Origin of the sequence: Arenibacter echinorum, assembly GCF_003259375.1 — a bacterium.
Lineage (GTDB): Bacteria > Bacteroidota > Bacteroidia > Flavobacteriales > Flavobacteriaceae > Arenibacter > Arenibacter echinorum.
On record NZ_QLLN01000011.1, the window covers coordinates 6,320 to 28,022 of the forward strand.

Sequence of the window (21,703 nt, forward strand, 5' to 3'; positions counted from 1 at the left end):
CTCTTGGCTCTTGGCTCTTGGCTCTTGGCTATTCCGTCATTGGTACATTTCCACATTATCCCATTTCCAAATCATCAAATCACCACATTACCAAATTAATTCATTAACCCATTTTCAAATTATTACATCAACCCCAACCCACATAATCGGTCATATCCAAAATTTCAATTATTCTAACACTTTATTTGAAAATTAAAGAAGAAATGAATAATAAAGTCAATATATGATGCAAATCATGTAAAATATAGGAAGTCCAATACATTCAAATAAGGTTTATTTGTACAGGGCTGTAATACCTTTATTTAATACTTACCTATTAATGATTTCGTTACAGACCACCTAATCTATTGCAACCAAAAATATTTATTGACATGAGAAAAAGCTTTCGAAATTTATTATGGGTCGTACTCCTTGCGGGCATATCCTGTTCAGAGGCCCCAAAAGGGGAAACAGCCGCTACATCCTTGCCCGTTTATAAGGATGTACCCTATCTGCAGGATTACAGCATAAAATATGACAAACAAGAGGATGACTTGCAACTATTCGAAGCTTTTATGGACCGTAACGGAGTTATTCAGGTTTCCTCTTCGGATGGAATTTTACGTACCCACGATGGGCAATTCCTGTATCCTGGAGTCCTTTTACAGGATAAAACCTACCGCCCGCTGACCGATAAGAATATTTCCGCCATGACCATATATAAGGATCAATTTATATATCTGGATGACGAGGCGGTACTCAGCAACGCCTGGGCCGGAAGCCTATTCTTAAAACACAACCTTCCAAAAGCGAATATTTTTGCTGCCGGAACCGATTTCGATTTCTTGATAAGCGATGGACCATCGCTTCAATATGTTTCCAAAAATAATAGCGGCTGGCTAGGCGTCCTATCCAAGGATAAGGCCATAGCCATCAAATTCGACCAAAAAACCAATTCCTTCTGGATTTTGGGAGAAAAATCCGTTACCTCCTTCAATCCAAAAGATAAAACCCTAAAAACCGTCTATGCAGGGAGTAATTTTACCTCCTTTGCCCTGTTGGATAATACATTAATATTGACCACCCTGGATGGATATTTCGAAGTAGATGCCACTTCCGGAAAACAAATTGGGGACAAAAAGACCAAATTACCATGGACAGAAATCACCTATGTTGGTAAAATTGACGGACATCTCTGGTTTGGATCTACCAAAGGGGCATTTATGCTGAAGGATGATGGCAAATTTAATTACTACTATGGAAAACGTTGGATGCCCAGCAACAATGTGAAACATATTTCCAAAGGTACCGATGGCTCTATCCTAATATTGACCGAAACTGGCCTTGGACAAATAGTATATGAGGAAATGACCCTACATGACAAGGCCCTATATTACGAAAAACAGGTGCGAGACAGACATATAAGACTGGGATTCAATGCCACTTTGGTGGATATGGACAATGGTAATTTTGATACGGGGCGACTTTCAGATTCCGATAACGACGGACTTTGGACAACTATGTACCTGGCAGGAGAGGTTTTTCGCTATACCGTAACCAAATCCGAGGACGCCCTTCAAAACTGTAGGGAAGCTATGGATGCCATGGAGAGATTGTTCAGTATAAATCCTGTTCCAGGATTTCCTTCCAGGTCATTTGAGCGAAGTGGGTATATAGAAAAATTACATGATCCTGACAGATGGCAACATAGCAATGATCCTGAATGGGATTGGAAATCGACCACCAGCAGCGATGAGGCCATTGGGCATATTTTTGCCTATGGCGCCATGGCAGAACTAATGGATAACGACCTTAAAGATCGTGCCATTGTTCTCATTGACACCCTTATGAGCCATATTGTAAGAAATGACATGTACATGGTAGATTTTGACGGTAAGCCCACTACATGGGGCCGTTGGAACCCGGAGTACGTAAATGAGCGCCCCAAAATGGTGGGAGACCGAAAAATAAATGCTTCCAATATTATAGGCATGCTGCAAACTGCCTATCATTTTACAGGAAAGGAAAAATACAAGGAAAAAGCTTTTGACCTAATGGACAACCACGGGTATTATGACAATCTTATGTGGCCCATGAAGGATGTGGCAAAAGCCCCTGATGATGCGGATGACTGGAGTAAAATGCTTTCCGAATCCTGGAACCACTCGGATGATGAAATGTATTTTGTGGGGTATTGGGGACTTTATAAATATGCCTTTAACGATACGTTAAAAACCAAATTCAAGGAAGCCATCATAGACCATTGGGAGATTGAACGCCCAGAAAAAGAAGGTGCCTGGAACATTATGACGGCCCTCACCGGAACCCAGGAGTTCGATCTGGACGAGGCGGCTTGGTACCTAAGGGAGCACCCTATGGATATGATTGCCTGGGAGGTTATGAACAGCCACAGAAAAGATATTACGTTTATAGAACCCAATTTTAGAGAACAGACAACAGCAGAGGTATTGCCCCCTGATGAGCGCCGCGTACAAAGACATAACGCAAACATGTTCACATTGGATGGCGGTAGAAATGGTACAGAGGAATTCTCTGCAGGGGATATTTGGCTGCTCCCCTATTGGATGGGCAGGTATTTAGGGGTCATCAGTGAACCCATACCCTCCGAATAGGAATTGGAAATCTATTATTGAAACATTAATTTAATCCTGAACAAGGTTTCAAAAAATGAAATACGGCATATTAGGCATTCTTATCCTATGTATTTGGGGCTGCGGCAAGAACAAGGTTAAAGCTCTTGCTGCAGCTACAGATGTAACTAGCTGGTCTGTTTATGTGGACACGCCCTATGCCCAAGAATATGCAGTAAAATACTATCTGTCAGAAGATCAAAAGGCCAGTGGGGTTCAGGATATCATATCCAACCGCAACGGAAATATCCAGATACTGTCCAACAACGGCCTATTGGTACCTGAAAACGGACAACAGTTCTATTCAGGAACGCTTACTCCCGATATTTCCTATAGCCCTATGGCTACTAAGAAGATTGAAGCCTTTTCCGAGTACAAGGACCATATTGTGTACTTGGACGACACCCATGTTTTTAGCAATGCATGGGCCGGAAAAATACAGATAACACACGGCCTTGAAAATCCCAAACTCTTGGTTGGAGGGGACGACTTCCATTTCTTGGTTTACAATGGAGAGCAGCTAGCCTACCTAAACCAAAATGGGCAAGAATTGAAATTGACCACCGAAACAGGTATTTCGCAAATTCTATATCAGGGAACGGAAAATAGATTTTTATTGGTTTCCCCAGAAAAAATAATAGCTTTTGTTCCCGGAGAACCCTTAAAGGAAATCTATGTAGGTTCAGGCATCAATTGTGCTGCTCTGGCCAATGAGGGTACCAAAATTGTGGTAGGCACCTCTAAAGGGTACTTCTACTTGGGCGAGAATAAGCTTATTGAAAATGTACCCTGGCCAGAAATAAGGACTATCCAGGAAATTGACGGCACACTTTGGTTTGGAACCACATGGGGTGCTTTTAAACTTCTGGAGAATGGGAGTTATAGTTACTATTCCGGGGAACGTTGGTTGCCGGGCAATGAAGTAGTTGGTATGGCAAAAGGTCCCGAAAAATCAGTCCTTATTCTTACCAACAATGGCGTGGGAAGCATAAAGACCGATCTAATGACCCTGGAGGACAAGGCCATATTTTACGAAAAACAGGTACGGGAAAAAAATATCAGATATGGTTTCAACTGCAGTGTAAGCAAGCTCCCCAATGGCTATGCTTCGGCGGTAATGAAGCATCAGCCCAGTGATAACCTTTGGACGGCCATGTACCTGGTAAGTCAGTTGTACCGATACAAGGTAACCGGATCCGAGGAAGCCAAACAAAACGCCTATGAGTCTTTTGAGGCCATGGAGAGGCTGCACCATATCACCACCATAAAAGGTTTGTTTGCAAGAAGTTATGAGCGGGATCATAAAGTGATCAATGAAAAAAAACCGGGCTGGCAAAAAAAGGAACTCATGTCAGGCAGCCCTGCAATTGAATGGCTCCCAGGAGAAGATCATTCCAATTGGGCCTGGAGAACAACCGTAAGCAGTGATCAGACCGTAGGCCAAATTTTTGCGCTTACGGCCATCCTGGAGTTGGTGGATGACCAAGCCTGGAAAGACCGTGCTCTGGAATGCCTGGACAATCTAATGGGCTATATTGTAGATAACGACTACTACATTATTGATGTGGACGGCGAACCTACCCTTTGGGGGAAATGGAACCCCTCCTATATCAACGGCTTTCCCAAAAATGTAGGTGACCGCAGGCTGGGTTCCTCAAATATTATAGGTTTTCTACAAACTGCCTATAAATTTACGGGAAAAGAGAAATATAAAACTAGCGCCTATCAGCTTATGGAAGAACAGGGTTACCTTGAAAACCTGATGAGACCCATAAGTCAAATTGGTCACGCTGACAATGATGAGCTTAGTTCAAACCTGTCCCACGAGTGGAACCATTCCGATGATGAAATGTATTTTTTGGGGTATTTTGGACTATCCCCCTACGCCTTCACCCCAGAATTACAAGAGGATTACAAAAAAAGTATTCAGGACCATTGGCAGGCGGAGCGACCTGAAAAAAATGCGCTATGGAATTTTATATACGCCGCTACTACGGCTGCCGAAGATTTTGATCTGGACAATTCCATTTGGTTTTTAAAAAATTACCCAATGGATTTAAGGAATTGGGAAATGCAGAATTCCCACCGCCACGATATTACCGTGCTTCCCGATAATTTTAGGTTACAGAGTACCAAGGAGCTATTGCCCTTGACGGAGACCCCTTTGTACCGACATAATGGAAATATTTTCGATTTGGATCGGGATGGCGATGGCAAACAACTGATCAGTGCCGGGGACACCTGGTTGCTACCCTACTGGATGGGAAGGTATTTAGGAGTTATTAGCGCTCCTAAGAAAAAGGATTAGAATAAAATATTAATAACCCAAGTAAAATAGTATGTACAATAAGAATAAGTTCATGAATTTAAATTTAGAAAGTAAACCAATGCTAATTCTCTTCATGACACCCATACTTTTTAGTGCTTGTGGACAAGACAATTATAAAATGGAAAAGCAAATTACCCAGAACCTTACCTATAACCATGACTTGGACAATAATGACAATTTTTCCCCGGACGATGAATGGCTGGTATACGACACCCGTACAGAGGCCGGTGGTATTGGGGCAAATGGCAAAATTGAAAAGATACATGTCAAAACCGGTGAAAAAGTGGTTTTGTACGAACTAAAACAAAACAAGGCCTATGGTCCTGGAGTGGGAGCCGTAAGCTATAGCCACACCAACAATGAGGTAGTTTTTATACATGGGTTATTGAATTGTTCCTCGGAGAAGCCTTACGAGCAATGGAGGAGAACCGGAGTAATTATAAAAGACGACCAACCAGGACAGCCCATTTTTATGGATGCAAGGGACATTTCCTTTCCATTTACGGTAGGGGCTTTACGCGGGGGGACCCATAGACATGAATTTAGTGGCGACGGAAAATGGATAGGGTATACCTATAACGATGCCATTATGAAAAAACTTGAAGATTCCACCGGTCTTACCCATAACCTTAGAACCATAGGCGTTTCCAAAAAAAATCATCCAGTATCCGTTCCCGAATCCCAGGACGGGGAGAATTTTTCTGGGGAATGGTTCAGTGCACTAGTGGTAAAAGTAGTGCCCGAACCAGTGCCAGGTTCCGATGAAATAAGCAAGGCGGCAGGAGACAGCTGGGTAGGACGCTTGGGTTACCTAAAATCCGATGGAGCTGCCCAAAGGGCAAGGGCTTTCATAGGCACTACAACAAACCATAAAGGAGAACAGGTAGATGAGGTCTATATAGTGGATATTCCTGAAGACATCACCGTTCCGGGAGACGTTGCCCTAGAAGGCACCGAAACTAGCATGCCAGCACCCCCTAAAGGGAGCAGTCAACGTAGATTAACCTACACGGCTAACAACAAATATCCTGGTTGCGAAGGTATTGTACGTTCCTCCTATGGGGGAAGTATGCTTGCCTATATAGCCACAGATGACCATAACATTAAACAGATATTCACCATATCTCCTTGGGGAGGTGAGGCCATACAACGTACTTTTCATGACTCGGACGTGCAAGGCGGTATCCGCTGGCATCCCAAAGAGCATCGCTTGGTCTATGTCTGGCAGAATTCTTTGATAGGTCTTAATATAGATAATGGTAAAAGTGCCATCTTGACCAAACCTTCACAATATCCACCAAAAAATCCGGTTTGGTCCCACGATGGACATAAAATAGCCTACAACCGAATGGTTTCCAAAGACGGGAATACACCCACCATGCAAATATTTATCATCGAACTTTAACGAAACCAATATGTATAGAATTCTATTTTCAATAGCCTTAATCCTTCTTTTTTCCTTTGGAATCTGTGCACAGGAGACCACATTTCATCAGGATGTTGCTGTAATCAATGGTATTTCCGAAGGACTTCCCCAAGGCAATATTGAACAGATATCAATCATTGACAATACGCCCATAGCAACTACTGACTCGGGGCAATATGAATGGAAGGATTCCAAATGGATCTCCAGCAACAAGGCTAATACTGCTACCTCCCTACCCAAATATAAGGGGCTACCAGAGGAAGCCGGTAAGGTCCTCAGCACCACAAATTATGGGAATACCACCTATGTAGGTTGTGAAAACGGACTTTATGTAAAAATTGGCAACAATAAGTGGAAGCAGGAGCTTCCTTCCGACATTAATTATAGTTGGGCCCTAAAAGAGGTAGCAGCCCTGACAGTAGATACAAAAAACCGATTGTGGTTTGGTGCCAAACAGGGCATCGGCCGCTTGGAGAAAGATAAATGGACGCTGTTTACCGGAAAGGAAGGAGTGCCCTACACTCATTTCACCTGTGCAGCTTCCGGCCCAAAAGGGCAGGTTTGGTTCGGTACTGAATATGGAGCATTCAGAGTGGAAGAGAATGCTATTTTCTATAGGGCAAACCGCAGATGGCTTCCGGACAACATCGTAAATTCCATTGCCGTTGATGCCAAGGGCACAGCCTGGATCGCCACCAAAAATGGCCTTGCCCAAATTGTTTCCCAGGAAATGACCTATCCCGAAAAGGCAACCTATTTCACAAAACAGGTAGAGGACAGACATAACAGAATGGGGTTTATCTGTCAAAGTCACCTTACGGAACAGTTCAATTTAAATACAAGTGAATTGGCCATTTCCGATAATGATGGGCAGTATACCGCCATGTACGGCGCAGCCCAGGCTTTCCGATACGCCATTACCAAAGATCCGGAGGCCAGGGAACTGGCCAACAGAAGCTTTTTTGCCTTAAAATGGTTGGTAGACATTACCCATGAACCTGGGTTTCCGGCAAGGGTGATCATTCCTGTGGATTGGCATGAACCTGTTAATGAACAATACAGTAAGGAATACAATAGTAAACATCAGAAAAACGATCCCTTTTGGAAGGATATTTTTCCCCGTTTCCCACTTAGTGAGGACGGAAATTATAGATGGAAATGCGATACCAGCTCGGACGAATTGGCCGGACATTATTTTTATTATGGGATTTATCACGATTTGATAGCGGAAACCAAGGAAGAAAAGGATGCCGTTAAACAAGTCGTCGCCGATGTAACCGACCACCTTATAAAACATGGTTTCAAATTGGTAGACTATGATGGGAAACCAACGCGTTGGGGGAGTTTTGATCCCGACTATTTTAATTCCATTTGGGGCTGGGACCAACGCGGACTCAATGCTATGATGATGCTTTCTTTTTTAAATGTCGCCTCCCATGTAACCGGAGATCCCAAATATGATGAGGTAGCCGAAATGTTGCGCGAAAAGGAAAATTATGACATCTACGCCATGCATGCCAAAGAATTTTTTCCGCCCGAAAATGCAGTACCCTGGGACAATAACCTAGGTTTAATGAGTCTGTATGGCCTCATCAATTACGAGAAGAATCCAGAAAGACAAATTATGTACCGTATTGCCCTGGAGAATGCATGGTTGCATATCAGCAAGCAGAAAAATGCCTTTTGGGACGGACTCTATGGTGCTATGGCCGGTTTTTTTGCCCAAAAGGTGGATGAAGGTTTTTTTAAGCCACAAGAGCTGTTTACAGAAAATCCCTTGTTTGCCAAGGCCAGTATTGACCGGTACTACAAGAGTAGCTTGGACAACCGCTATATGACAGAAACCCTACAACGTATTCCCTTGGACCTGATAGGGTATGATATGGACAACACCCACCGCTTGGACATACAATTGGACCCAACACCGGGCCAGTCAGCAGGTATGGGCTGGGGCAATGACACCTATGCGCTGCCCATTGATGAAAGGGGACACGTAAGATTGGACAGGGATGCCACTGTGCTCCATGATAATGAAGGTAATGGATATGCGGAGCACGAAGGTACATTTTACCTCCTACCCTATTATCTGGCCGCTTACCATAAACTCATTGAACCATAGAACACCATAATAGTGCAGTACTGAATTACTCTTTATAATATTGTCGTAAATGCGAAGGTTGTTTAAAATAGTATCGTTGGTCTGGCTTTTAGGCCTTGGCCATGGCTATACACAGAATGGACTTCCCAAACCAAAAAACGGCAGCACCTATGTCATAGCCCATAGAGGGGCCCATAACGGAATTCCTGAAAATTCTTTGGCCGCCTATCAGACAGCCATAGATTTGGGATGCGATTTTGTGGAAATTGATGTGAGGACTACCAAGGATGGGGAATTTGTAAGTGTCCACAATGCTACCATAGACGCCTACGTTATGGAACAGAAAGGAAAGGTAAAAGACTATACCTTATCCCAATTACGCGCCATGGATATTGGAATAAAAGTGGACGAAAAATGGCGCAATACCAAAATTCCAACCTTCGAGGAAATCCTAGCGCTATGCCAAGGCAAAATTGGTACTTATCTAGACCTAAAGGAGGCGGACCCCAAAGCCTTGATCCCAATCATTAAAAAATATGGTATGGAGGAGGCCATTGTTTGGTACCTTCCTGCAAGCGCCCATAAGGAATTAATGGCCATAAAGACCAACTGTCCGGAATGCCTTATAATGCCAGACCCAGGTAAAAAAAGAAATATTAAAGAGGTACTCAACACTTATGAACCTAAATATATGGCTTCGGACATGTCCCATATCTCCAAATCCTTTGTAAAGCAATTACATTCAATGAAGGTTAAGGTTTTTGTTGATGAAAGCGAAGATGATCCAGAGAAATGGCATCAAGAATGGTCGAAACTGCTTAGCCTCGGCGTGGACGGGATTCAAACCGATCAACCCAAAGCCCTGCTAGAATTTATTTCATCCATAGAAAACCAGTAATCTGGATTAATCACAGCCCTCTTTTCTTCTTGTATCGATCAAGTAAATAATCTTCCAAACTCCCTGATCATTAAACAATTGAAAGGAATTTACGCCACAATGGCTAAAACTATCGTTCACCCAAAATTCGTAGTCAGTCCACGCATTGGCCATGGCACCATCAATTTGAATATTATAGGACTTTATTCTTTCTTCAAATTTTGTGGTAGCTGGTATGGATACTATAGATTTTAGAAAATGGCTGAAACTATCCGTTTTCACTACCTCCCGCCCATCCGCATCTTTTCCGATGGTCTGTAGCACAATATCCCTGGAAACCGTTTCCTTTAGTGCTACTGAATCCTGTTGATGAAAAGCTTCAAAAAAAGAATCTATGGTGTTTTTAACCATTTCCTCCGCACTGTTTTGGGCATTGACAAAATTAAGTGCCAACAAAAAAACTAAAAAGTAAAACCGAGTATTGTTCATTTTTTTAAGGTCTTGACCGTCATATAAAATTAATCAAAAAATAAAAAATTGGGAACTAACTATTGCTATATTCATAATTTTTGCAACAAATCATTACTTTTATCCCACCAAAAATATAATAGATGTCCACTGCCAAAAAAGAGTACAAAAGAGTTACCGTAAAATCTCTCGTTGATATGAAAAAAAACGGAGAGAAAATATCCATGTTAACGGCTTATGATTATTCTATGGCAAAAATTGTAGATGCTGCCAATGTGGATGTAATATTGGTGGGAGACTCTGCCAGTAATGTAATGGCCGGACATGAAACCACCCTGCCCATTACCTTGGACCAAATGATCTATCATGCCTCTTCGGTTATAAGGGCGGTAAACCGTGCCCTGGTAGTTGTGGATATTCCATTTGGAAGTTATCAAAGCGACCCCAAGGAGGCGTTGCGCTCCGCCATCCGGATCATGAAAGAGAGTGGAGCCCATGCCGTAAAGGTAGAAGGTGGGCAAGAAATTAAGGAGTCTGTAAAAAGAATTCTTAATGCAGGTATACCCGTAATGGGACATTTGGGCCTAACCCCCCAATCCATTTATAAATTTGGCACTTACACTGTAAGGGCCAAAGAGGAAGACGAAGCACATAAACTCATTGAAGATGCCAAACTTTTGGAAAAAATGGGATGTTTTGCCATAGTTCTTGAAAAAATACCCGCCAAATTGGCCAAGGAAGTAGCAGAAAGTGTCTCCATTCCCATTATTGGCATTGGGGCAGGCAATGGTGTAGATGGCCAGGTATTGGTAATCCACGACCTCTTGGGCATAACCCAGGAATTCAATCCAAGATTCCTGCGCAGGTATCTCAACCTATTTGAGGAAATGGGCAATGCTATTTCCAAGTATGTAGACGACGTAAAAACGAAGGACTTCCCAAGCGACGAGGAGCAATACTAAAGGGGCGTACAAATATTTCCCCTAAGGTCTGCCCTTTTATTGCGCGGATGGCCTATGAACTAGATAATCAATTCTATACAAGTGTCCACAAAAACAATTTCTAACCCTGAAAATCTCCAGGTTTTATACGAGGATAACCATCTTATAGCCATTAATAAAAGGGCTGGAGATATAGTACAGGGCGATAAAACCGGGGACACTCCCTTGAGCGAGGTTGTAAAACAGTATATAAAAACAAAACACAACAAACCGGGGAACGTTTATTTGGGGGTAGCACACCGCTTGGACAGACCTACCACTGGTATTGTGGTCTTTGCCAAAACCTCTAAGGCCCTGCCCAGGCTCAACAAATTGTTTGCTGAAAAAGATGCCCAAAAAACATATTGGGCGGTAGTCAATAAAATGCCCGAAAAAGAAGCGGATACTTTGACCCATTGGTTGAAACGCAATCCCAAACAGAATAAATCCTACGGCCATATAAAGGAAGTTCCGGATAGCAAAAAAGCCATTTTGGACTATAAGGTCATTAAGCAGCTGGACCGCTATTTTTTATTGGAAATCGATTTAAAAACAGGACGGCACCATCAGATTAGGGCGCAATTGGCGGCTATTGGGTGTGTCATTAAAGGAGATTTAAAATACGGGGCGGACCGGAGCAATAAGGACGGAAGCATCCATCTTCATGCCCGAAGTCTTTCTTTTATACATCCCGTTAAAAAAGAGTTGTTGCAAATTAAAGCCCCAACCCCTGAGGAAAGCGTTTGGAACGCCTGTAACTAAATACCTCAGGGCAGGCCCGCCTGAACGGAACGGGCAGGTAAGTATTGAAGCAGTCAAATCCCATATAGTGAGTAAATTTTCACTACTTTTAACAAAGGGCATATTCCTAAGGCCAACGTAAAAAATTATTTCCATGGGCAAGACAGCACTATTTATTTTTAGTATTATGTTATTGATCTCTTGTGGTAGTTACAATTCTATAGATACATTTTACGAAGCACATAAGAACGACGCCCAAGTAACCGCCATCCGTGTGCCCCATTTTATGATATCCCTTATAAGTAATATATCTCCGGAAATAAATGCTTTGGTTGGAGACACCAAGGATCTGAGGTATATGCAATTTCCTGTCGCTACTCCTGAAAGAGCTGATTTCTTAAACAGACAAATGAACGGTATTACAGGAAATTCCTTTATCGAGATTTTTCGTAAAAATGATGATTTAAAACGTTCCGTGGTTTCCATTAGGGAACGCAAAAATTCGGTCAAGGAAATTCTAATATTCAACAACAATAATAAAACGGGTTCTTTTTTGTACTTCAATGGAAATTTTGACCCCGTTAAAGTAAGGGGAATGGCCAAAAACAACGAGTTCGAAAAACTTACGGAAAGCCTGGTCAAGGAGTATAATCCCAATACTCCTGGGATAAATAACTAGTATAGTATTTATTTGTAGGACCGTACACTCTCAATAACTACAGAGCTTAAAATAAGTATTCCGCCCATTACCGTAGTCCAACTCGGAATTTCCGAAAGAAAAACTACTCCTATCAATATTCCGTATACCGGTTGCACACTGCTTAGGATACTCACCGTAGTAATGTTAAAGTGCTTAAAACAATTGAGGAATAAGGTATGCCCAATAGCGGTAGTGAACAGGGCCAATGTTAAAAGTGCCGGCCATTGGTCGGCAATGCCATCAACCTTATAAATAAAAAATGCAGGTGCCAATATAAACCCTACTATTCCTGTTTGGTAGGTCATCATTAAAGATCCGTTGTAATGGGCCGCCCTGGACTTTAAGATAATATTCCTTATAGAATAGACAAGTGCCGAAAAAACACCAAGGCCCACGGCCACAATATGCGAATTGCCGGTTTCAAAGTCCGGAACCAGCAAATAAATCCCACACAATACCAAAAGTCCCAGAACAAAATGAATTCTTTGGAACGGCGTTTTTAAAATCAATGGTTCCAATAAGGCCGTTATAATAGGGTACGTAAACATGGACAACATACCAATGGCCACATTGGAAAGCTGCAGGGCATAGAAATAGGTCAGCCAGTGAATCCCCATGAAAATACCACTTAAAAAAATAATAGGGTGATCCTTTTTGTCTATGCGGAACGATATTTTCTTCCATTTACAATAGAGCAATAGAAACAAAAATGCCAGGCCCGCCCTACTGGCTATGGTAACGGGTACCGGCAATTGCACATATCTTCCCAGAGCTCCGGAAGTACTTATAAAAATCATGGCCAGATTAATCTCCAGCAAATGGTTTATGTGAAGGCTTTTGTTTTTCAAAAAAATATTTTATCGGGTCACGGACATGGCCTTCTCTTTAATAATCTGTGCTACGGGTTTATTTTGTAAATGACTTTCCAACCAAGAAATAATATCCAAATATAAGAAAGCACGTTTTTCATAGGGATGGTTTTCATATTTTTTTAATTCATCGTACAGCTTTTGGAACTCATTGGGCAATTCGTGCGGGAAAATATCGCCCAAGCGTCTTAGAAATTTGATCATTTCCTTCTGTACGGCATGTAGATCGTTCATTTTTAACAGGAACTTATAGGTGCTTTTCAACTGTACTTCCAAATGATAGTCCATTCCGGCCTCGTAATGCGCAATAAGACTTAGCACTCGGGCAAAGCACATTAAGTCTTCCCGCATTTTTAGGTTCTTATTATTAATGATCCTCTTTAAATATTGAATACAAGTTTTGTTGTCCCCATATCCAAAATAAAGGCAGGCTATCTTATAGTACAATACCATTACGTGATGCTGGTCTATCCTATCCTTATGTTTATTGATTCCGTATTCTACTATTTTGACCAAATAAAGGCCCTTATCAAAATTGCCCTCCAAGAAATGAAGGTTTAATTTATTTAAATTGATATATAAAAAGGCCAATGACGCTATATTGTCGTTGTCCGGAAATTCCTTGCTTCCCACAATTTTTTCCAATTTCTCCAAGGTTTCCTTGAATTGGGAGCTATATTTTACATAAAATAAGGATTCCAACAAATAATGGTTTCCCTTTAAAAAGAATACCGGGTTTAAATAGATCATTTCCTTATTTTCATAAAAAAGATCTACCCATTTACTGGAATACTTATAGCAGGACAAAAAATCCTGGGTCAGAAAACTGTACCAGAGATGTGCCTTGTACAGCCAAAGCTTTTCCCTAAAACCGAGGTCCTCAATATTATACTTGGGCAGGTGCTTTTCAAAATATTTCTGAACTCTTTTTATATCCTCATCGCTTCTAACATAACCGATTTTTAACATCTGCCCATATAGCTGGAGTGCCAAGTTGGATAATTTACTGGTAATTACATTTTGTGCCGAAAGTTGCTTGGCCTGTACTGCCAGTTCATCTGCCCTGTCCGGTATACTACGTGTAATATACTGGGTCTCTATCAACTTCTCAAATTCTACAATTTCATAGGCCACGTTTTTCTCCTCATTTTCAATTGCAGTAGCCTTGGCTTTATCCAATATTTTAAGACTCTGCTTATATAGTCCCTTTTGGTACAAAATTGTAGCAAAATCCAATTGCTCCCGGATCTGCACCCTAATATTTTGATTTACCGGGTTTAACCTAAGGCTCACCAAGATCTGTTTGTACAGATGGGCCTTAAGATTGGACAACTGGGCCTTCTTTACAATCCCATTTTCCAGTATTAATTTTTCATCATATACTTTAATTTTATCCATTAAATTAAAAAGGGCAAGAAATTTGGCATCTGTATTCACCCCCAAGCGCCCAACATACAATTTAAATTGACGTTTTTCTGACTTGGAAAGTGATTTGACCAAAACGAATAATGCATCTTTATGAGCATTTGTCATCGTAATAATAAAGGTTTATATAATTGATAATCAGTGTTTTAAATACTTCAAAAAGTTATTTAACGTTGTAAATGCTATTTTGTGATTAGGACGAGCAAACCTACTAGTACTATATTCGTATAGCGCACATAAAATTACGTAAATATAATGAGCAAAGAAAAGGTACATATTTTTGACACGACACTTAGAGATGGAGAGCAAGTCCCCGGATGTAAATTGGATACGGACCAAAAATTAATTATCGCTGAAAGACTGGATCTTTTGGGGGTAGATATAATAGAGGCCGGTTTTCCTATTTCCAGTCCAGGAGATTTTAATTCTGTGCAGGAGATTTCAAAAATTGTAAAGAATGCAACGGTATGTGGACTTACGCGTGCTGTAAAAAAAGATATTGAGGTTGCTGCTGAGGCTTTGAAATATGCTAAAAGACCAAGGATACATACAGGTATCGGAACTTCGGAATCCCATATTAAATTCAAGTTCAACTCCAATAAGGATGCTATAATAGAGAGGGCCATAGAGGCGGTAAGTTATGCCAAATCCTTTGTTGAGGATGTAGAATTTTATGCCGAGGATGCAGGTAGAACGGATAACGAATTTTTAGCGAGAGTATGTGAGGCGGTCGTTAAGGCCGGTGCCACCGTATTGAACATCCCTGACACCACTGGTTACTGTTTGCCCGAGGAATACGGTGCCAAAATAAAATACCTAAAGGAAAACGTAACCGGTATTCATAAAGCCATTTTATCCTGTCATTGTCATAATGACCTTGGGTTGGCCACCGCTAACTCCATAGCCGGGGTAATAAACGGTGCGAGACAAATTGAATGTACTATCAATGGAATTGGTGAAAGGGCCGGAAACACTGCCCTAGAGGAAGTGGTAATGATCTTAAGACAGCATCCTTCCCTTAATTTGGACACCAATATCAACAGTAAATTGCTATACGACACCAGTCAGATGGTGTCTCAAAAAATGGGAGTGTACGTGCAACCCAACAAAGCCATAGTGGGTGCCAATGCATTTGCCCATAGCTCGGGGATTCATCAGGACGGAGTAATAAAAAATAGGGAGACCTATGAAATAATAGATCCTGCAGATGTTGGGGTAAACGAGTCTTCCATTGTCCTTACCGCAAGAAGTGGTAGGGCAGCATTGGCCTACAGGGCAAAAAATGTAGGATACGAACTTACCAAGACCCAACTGGATGTGGTTTATCAGGAGTTTTTGAAATTCGCTGATAGGCAAAAAGAAATTTTTGACGAGGATATCCATGATATTATCATTGCCACTGGCATTAAAATAAAAAGCATAGCTTAAAATGGATCTAAAGATTGCTCTTTTAGGGGGAGATGGTATTGGTCCCGAGGTCTTGGCACAGTCTGTAAAATGTTTGCAGGCCGTTGAGGAGACCTTCAACCATCATTTCACTTACACGGAAGGGTTGATCGGAGCCGTTGCCATGGACAAATACGGCTCCCCGTTACCAAAACAAACCATAGATCTTTGCAAGGCTTCAGATGCTATTCTTTTTGGGACTATAGGCACCCTAAAATATGATGACAACCCCAGTGCAAGAGTACGACCAGAACAGGGATTGCTTCAACTGCGCAGGGAATTGCAACTTTTTACCAATATTAGGCCCGTTAAGATTTTTCCAACATTGGTGAATAAATCCCCTCTAAAAAAGCATGTTATTTTTGGAACGGATTTCGTAATCTATCGTGAACTTACCGGTGGAATCTACTTTGGCGAAAAAAAACTAAGTGAAGACGGGACGGTTGCTTCGGATTTATGTGAATACTCCGAAAAGGAGATCAGTAGAATTGCCCATTTAGCGTTTAAAGCTGCCAAGAACAGACGTAAAAAATTGACATTGGTAGACAAGGCCAATGTTTTGGAGACCTCTAGGTTATGGCGCAAAGTTGTAACGAGGATATCTGAAAGTTATCCGGAAGTACAATTGGATTTTTTATTTGTGGATAATGCCGCCATGAAAATGATGTTGGATCCGAACGACTTTGATGTTATTCTGACCGATAATATGTTCGGGGACATTTTATCCGACCAAGGCAGTGCCATTTGTGGATCCAAGGGACTTCTGCCTTCAGCCTCGATTGGCAATGAACATGCCATGTTTGAACCCTTTCACGGTTCCTACCCCCAGGCTGCCGGAAAAAATATTGCTAATCCTATAGCCTCCATTTTATCTACCGCCATGATGTTGAGTCATTTCGGATTACATGAAGAATCGCTTGCCGTAGTAATTGCGGTAGATAAGTCTATGAGAAAACATGTGGTTACCAAGGATCTGAACACTTCAAGCAAATATGGAACAAGCCAGGTTGGGGATTTTATTGCTGGGAACATCATAGATTCTGATGAGAACCTCAATTATAATTACGAAAACATAGGGTTGGGAAGATCAACCATCATCTAATTACTTCAGAGTCAATTTCGTATTTTTTTATGAATTCACATCTTGCTTAATGTAGGAAAGATTAATTCCAATTAAGCTAAGCTGTAATTTAATGCTGATTGCTTTATACTTCAAGTAGCTGAAGTATGAAGTTGTGGAAATCTTTCTTAAAACTGTCGTAATTACTACCTGTTGCCGGACCATTGAAACCCGTGTATATTTTTTGCACATCACCCCTCTTGTCTATAATTATAGTTGTTGGAAAGGAAAATACATGATTCAACATGGGTAATTTTTTTTGAGCCATTTCCTTGTCTATACCTCCGTATTGAGCCAACAAAATGGGGTATTCAACCCCAATTCTATCTTTAAGCCTAATAATCGATTTAAATGCGGCCTCCTTGGTTTTAGCGTATTCGAAAGCAAGGGCAATAACAGCTATCTCTTCATTTGAATTTTTTTGCAGATAATCTACCAAAAACTTGGTTTCATCCAAACAGTTTGGGCACCAGGTCCCCATAATCTGGACGATTATCACCTTATCCTTAAAAACAGGATCACTCAATGAAACCCAATTACCTTCGGAATCAGGGAACGAAAAACTTAGTTTATCATGCCCTTTTTTCATATACGTCAAAGTTTCGGAATTGGGCAACTCGTAGTTTTCGTTTCTTTTTGCCACAAAAAGTTCCTTGGAATCATTTCCGGAGTAAAAAACGCCCACCATGGAAGTATCTGTAGTTTTGGCTTTGAACAGGTATGCACGGGTGCCATCAAAAGTGGAGAACTTTACAGAGTCCACGCTATTGATACCTTCCAAAAAACGATAATCTCCGGTGGAGGTCCTGAAGGTCCCAGAAACCTTGTCATCTACTTGCCTGAAAATACCCTTGGCCATATAGCTCTCCTCATTTTCTGGTCTAAATTCCACCTCCCAGTCCCCGGAAATATTGGTGTTGGGAATACCATCACTTTTAAAGCGATCCTTAATTCCGTAGACTGCCCTAAACGGCAAAACCTTTTCTTCATTTTCTTTAATAAATTTTCCCTCTATCTCTTTTGCCGTAAATTTTCCTGCCAAGTATCCTTCAAAAACCGGCAATCTAATGATCACAGAATCTTTCTTCACCTTTATTTCGTCAATAAAAATAGTTTCATCGGCGTTGTACAATTCAATTGCATATGTTTCACTTCCCGTGCTCTTAAGGCTAAAATTAAAAGGTAAACTTTGATCGTCATCCACCTCCAATTCGGCCAACCAAATCCCTTCTGCCAAAACTACCGCTTCAGAATCCCTACAATTGTTGCACAGTATAAATAGAAAAAAAATAAAGATAATTTGCTTCATCTTAAATTATTGAAAATTAAATTGAGGGGGAATCTCTCTCGGGGATTTTTTGGCCATATTCACCAGTTGGTCTAATGAAATGACAGGAATATTGGAAAAAATATAAAGTTAAGTAACAAAAATTTTTGGATATTAAAAAATAAAACATTCAATCAAATACGTATTGAATGTCTTCCAGCATTGTTTTATATTTGAGGTCTTTAAAAAAACTCGATGAAAATATCTTACAACTGGTTGAAGCAGTTCTTAAAAATTGACTGGGATTCCAATAGGACAGCTGAATTATTAACTGACTTGGGCCTGGAGGTTGAGGGTATTTCTCCTTTTGAATCTATTAAAGGAGGATTGAAAGGAATTGTGGTTGGCGAAGTTTTAACCTGCGTAAAACATCCTAACGCCGATAAATTAAAATTGACCACTGTAAATATAGGTCTTGAAGCCCCTTTGCAAATTGTCTGTGGTGCACCCAACGTAGAGGCCGGGCAAAAGGTACCTGTGGCTACCATAGGAACAACCCTGTACACAACGGAAGGAGAAGCCTGGGCAATAAAGAAAGGAAAGATTCGTGGAGAGGAAAGCCATGGCATGATCTGTGCCGAAGATGAGCTTGGATTGGGCGAGAGCCACGACGGAATTATGGTACTCCCAGATGGCTTGAAGGTTGGAACCCCTTGTTCCGAAGTTTTTGAAGTTGAAGTAGATGAGGTTTTTGAAATTGGACTGACCCCGAACAGAGCGGATGCCATGAGCCACTTTGGAGTTGCCAGGGATTTAAAAGCCGGATTTAAGCAAAGGGATATCCTTAAGGAACTGATTACTCCCCCAGTGACCAATTTCAACATTGTAAACCGATCATTAAAAATTGATGTTGAGGTAATTAAGAGCGAACTGGCTCCGAGATATTGTGGAATAACCATTAGCAATCTAATTGTTCAACCATCACCAGACTGGCTGAAAAACAGATTACGATCTATTGGAATTAGTCCCAAGAACAATGTGGTGGACGCTACCAATTATGTGTTGCACGAATTGGGGCAGCCCTTGCACGCCTTTGATGCTGCAAAGATCAAGGGAAACAAAATAGTGGTCAAAACCCTTCCCAAGGGAACCAAATTTATCACTTTGGATGGGGTTCAGCGCACATTGAGCGAAGAAGATCTTATGATTTGCGATACTGAAAAGCCCCTATGTATAGCTGGGGTCCTAGGCGGACAAAATTCCGGGGTTACGGAAAGCACTAGTAGCATTTTCCTTGAAAGTGCCTTCTTTAATCCAGTATCGGTAAGAAAAACTGCCAAAAGGCACAGCATAAATACAGATGCTTCCTTCCGCTTTGAAAGGGGGATAGATATAGATAATGTTGAATATTGCCTAAAACGAGCTGCTCTCCTTATCCACGAAATTGCAGGAGGAGACATTACTTCGGACATTGTAGATATATATCCAAAAAAGAAGGACGACTACCACGTTTTTTTGACTTTCGACAAAATTAACAAGCTGATAGGTCAGGAAATACCTAAGGACACCATAAAATCTATTCTGGCGTCATTGGATATAAAGGTTAAGAATGTTACGGAATCAGGTCTGGGATTATCAATTCCATTTTACCGTGTAGATGTACAACGAGAAGTAGACGTTATAGAGGAAATTCTTCGTGTTTTTGGCTATAACAATGTAGAGTTCAAAGAAAAACTGAACGCTTCCATTGCCCCCACCTCTAAATTTGAGGATTATAAGATCCAAAACATAATAGGTAATTTTTTAGCTTCAAAAGGATTTAATGAAATATTGGCCAATAGTTTAACTTCCCCTGCCTATAATAAATTATCGGAAGATATTAGGGAGGAGCACACTATTACTATGTTAAACCCCCTTAGTGCCGATCTATCGGTAATGAGGCAATCTATGTTGTTTTCAGGTTTAGAGGCCATTGCCCACAACAGCAACAGGCAGATGCACAACCTAAAAATATTCGAATTTGGAAAAACCTATCACCAATATCAGACCCAGAGAGAGGAGAAAAAGCATTTAAGCATTCTTGTGACTGGGAACAGATTGGAAGACACTTGGACAACAGCACCCAAAAAGGCAGATTTCTTTTACCTTAAAGCCATCGTGGAAAATCTCTTGAATAGATTGGGACTTATCCAACTTATTTCCCAACCCACTTCCAGTGATATTCTATCTGAGGGAATTTCCTTGCTACTGGCCAAGAAGGCAGTAGTGAGTATTGGAGTTGTAAAGAAATCCATCTTAAAGGAATTTGATATTAAGGAAGAGGTTCTATTTGCAGATTTTGACTGGGATTATATTTTGGAAGCCATTGTCAACAGCAAAATTATCTATAAAGAGATTCCAAAATATCCTGAAGTAACGAGAGACTACGCCCTATTAGTGGACGAGCAGGTAAGTTTTAAGCAGATTTACGATATTGCACTTGAGACCGAGCGGAAATTTTTAACCAATGTGAACCTTTTTGATGTATACAATGGTAAAAATTTACCCGAAGGCAAAAAGTCATATGCCGTAAGCTACACCCTACAGGATGAAAACGGAACCTTGACCGACAAGCAGATAGATAAGATAATGAACAAGCTTCTACAGCGCTACGAAAGCGAATTAGGAGCCGAACTACGGTAAATTTGTTACTGAAAGGGCATTGGGCAGGATAACACTGTCTATCTCATGGATTATACCATTGCATTGATTGGCATCCGCACTGGTTATTTTGGCTTTATTTCCGGCCTTGTCCGTAAGTACAATATCCAATCCATCCATGGAAGCGAAAATTTTATCGCCCTGTACAGTGGTAAAACTTGCTTTTCCATTCCCGTTGCACAAAGCCTTTAAAATTTTGGAGGCCGTTATGTTACCAGCAACAATGTGGTAGGTTAAAAGCGAAAAGAGTTCCTTTTTATTTTCGGGCAATAATAATTCCTTCAAGTTTACTTTGGAGAGTTTTCTAAAAGCCAAATCCGAGGGTGCAAAAACAGTAAACGGACCATCCTCATTTAAAATCTTTTCCAGATTCGCGGCCTTTACAACTTCCAATAAGGTATAATGGTGTCCAGAATCTGCGGCACTTTCTATAATGGAATTTTCCTTTTTTAAAAAGCTATTTTCGGTAAACGACGTTTGGCCATAAGCAAGGGAGGTGAATAAAAATAATAGAGCGCAAACGGACACATAGCTTTTCATTGGTTCTGGGCTTGGGAATTAAAAAAATCGATAAACGGTTAAATTCGTCGACAATATACAATATTCAGTCTATTGTTTTAAAAAAAG

General features: G+C 41.0%; 16 protein-coding genes. 11 read left to right on the forward strand and 5 right to left on the reverse strand.

The genetic code is table 11. From position 1 onward, the window contains the following. The first annotated feature begins 371 nt into the window (after positions 1 to 371). The 5 genes from LV92_RS20510 to LV92_RS20530 are packed head-to-tail and all read left to right on the forward strand — an operon-like array spanning position 372 to position 9,381. The gene (locus tag LV92_RS20510; RefSeq protein ID WP_111625469.1) at positions 372 to 2,612 is read left to right on the forward strand and encodes a ligand-binding sensor domain-containing protein; all 2,241 of its coding nucleotides are present in this window, start codon (positions 372 to 374) and stop codon (positions 2,610 to 2,612) included. 55 nt (positions 2,613 to 2,667) lie between these two features. Beyond that, on the forward strand, positions 2,668 to 4,938 hold the full coding sequence (locus LV92_RS20515; protein ID WP_111625470.1) for a hypothetical protein: 2,271 nt from the start codon (positions 2,668 to 2,670) through the stop codon (positions 4,936 to 4,938). A gap of 52 nt (positions 4,939 to 4,990) precedes the next feature. After that, entirely contained in the window at positions 4,991 to 6,364 is a 1,374-nt protein-coding gene (locus tag LV92_RS20520; RefSeq protein WP_170126369.1) for a DUF3748 domain-containing protein, read from the forward strand. A 10-nt stretch (positions 6,365 to 6,374) separates the two neighbouring features. Further along, the gene (locus LV92_RS20525; protein ID WP_111625471.1) at positions 6,375 to 8,504 is read left to right on the forward strand and encodes a two-component regulator propeller domain-containing protein; all 2,130 of its coding nucleotides are present in this window, start codon (positions 6,375 to 6,377) and stop codon (positions 8,502 to 8,504) included. Between the two features lie 49 nt (positions 8,505 to 8,553). After that, the gene (locus LV92_RS20530) at positions 8,554 to 9,381 is read left to right on the forward strand and encodes a glycerophosphodiester phosphodiesterase (RefSeq protein ID WP_111625472.1); all 828 of its coding nucleotides are present in this window, start codon (positions 8,554 to 8,556) and stop codon (positions 9,379 to 9,381) included. A gap of 6 nt (positions 9,382 to 9,387) precedes the next feature. On the opposite strand, the gene LV92_RS20535 is transcribed toward LV92_RS20530, so the two are convergent. Next, positions 9,388 to 9,849 (reverse strand): nuclear transport factor 2 family protein, encoded by a 462-nt coding sequence (locus tag LV92_RS20535; protein WP_111625473.1) that lies wholly within the window; start codon positions 9,847 to 9,849, stop codon positions 9,388 to 9,390. A 122-nt stretch (positions 9,850 to 9,971) separates the two neighbouring features. Here LV92_RS20535 and panB point away from each other — a divergent pair, with 122 nt between their 5' ends. The 3 genes from panB to LV92_RS20550 all read left to right on the forward strand — a co-directional run bounded on the left by panB (position 9,972) and on the right by LV92_RS20550 (position 12,228). Further along, entirely contained in the window at positions 9,972 to 10,790 is an 819-nt protein-coding gene (gene panB, locus LV92_RS20540; RefSeq protein ID WP_111625474.1) for a 3-methyl-2-oxobutanoate hydroxymethyltransferase, read from the forward strand. Between the two features lie 81 nt (positions 10,791 to 10,871). Next, a complete protein-coding gene (locus LV92_RS20545; protein WP_111625475.1) occupies positions 10,872 to 11,570 on the forward strand; it encodes an RluA family pseudouridine synthase in 699 nt (232 codons plus the stop codon). Between the two features lie 133 nt (positions 11,571 to 11,703). Continuing rightward, the gene (locus LV92_RS20550; RefSeq protein ID WP_111625476.1) at positions 11,704 to 12,228 is read left to right on the forward strand and encodes a DUF4252 domain-containing protein; all 525 of its coding nucleotides are present in this window, start codon (positions 11,704 to 11,706) and stop codon (positions 12,226 to 12,228) included. 8 nt (positions 12,229 to 12,236) lie between these two features. On the opposite strand, the gene LV92_RS20555 is transcribed toward LV92_RS20550, so the two are convergent. Both LV92_RS20555 and LV92_RS20560 read right to left on the reverse strand, forming a co-directional pair. After that, positions 12,237 to 13,097, reverse strand: a complete 861-nt coding sequence (locus LV92_RS20555; RefSeq protein ID WP_245946449.1) for a DMT family transporter — start codon at positions 13,095 to 13,097, stop codon at positions 12,237 to 12,239. Between the two features lie 9 nt (positions 13,098 to 13,106). Beyond that, positions 13,107 to 14,651, reverse strand: coding sequence for a hypothetical protein (locus tag LV92_RS20560; RefSeq protein ID WP_111625478.1), 1,545 nt, complete (start codon positions 14,649 to 14,651; stop codon positions 13,107 to 13,109). A 147-nt stretch (positions 14,652 to 14,798) separates the two neighbouring features. On the opposite strand from LV92_RS20560, the gene LV92_RS20565 reads away from it, so the two are divergent. After that, positions 14,799 to 15,971: a 2-isopropylmalate synthase gene (locus LV92_RS20565; protein ID WP_111625479.1), complete on the forward strand. Its 1,173-nt coding sequence runs from the start codon at positions 14,799 to 14,801 to the stop codon at positions 15,969 to 15,971. Position 15,972: 1 nt separating this feature from the next. Beyond that, positions 15,973 to 17,091, forward strand: coding sequence for a 3-isopropylmalate dehydrogenase (gene leuB, locus LV92_RS20570; RefSeq protein WP_111625480.1), 1,119 nt, complete (start codon positions 15,973 to 15,975; stop codon positions 17,089 to 17,091). A 103-nt stretch (positions 17,092 to 17,194) separates the two neighbouring features. Here the strand turns inward: leuB and LV92_RS20575 are convergent, their stop codons facing one another. Next, complete coding sequence (locus LV92_RS20575; protein WP_111625481.1) at positions 17,195 to 18,418, reverse strand: peroxiredoxin family protein; 1,224 nt, start codon at positions 18,416 to 18,418, stop codon at positions 17,195 to 17,197. A gap of 213 nt (positions 18,419 to 18,631) precedes the next feature. Here LV92_RS20575 and pheT point away from each other — a divergent pair, with 213 nt between their 5' ends. Next, the gene (pheT, locus tag LV92_RS20580; RefSeq protein WP_111625482.1) at positions 18,632 to 21,058 is read left to right on the forward strand and encodes a phenylalanine--tRNA ligase subunit beta; all 2,427 of its coding nucleotides are present in this window, start codon (positions 18,632 to 18,634) and stop codon (positions 21,056 to 21,058) included. Here the strand turns inward: pheT and LV92_RS20585 are convergent. Then, positions 21,050 to 21,616, reverse strand: coding sequence for a fasciclin domain-containing protein (locus tag LV92_RS20585; protein WP_111625483.1), 567 nt, complete (start codon positions 21,614 to 21,616; stop codon positions 21,050 to 21,052). The two genes, pheT and LV92_RS20585, sit on opposite strands and share 9 nt — an antisense overlap. Positions 21,617 to 21,703 lie beyond the last annotated feature (87 nt).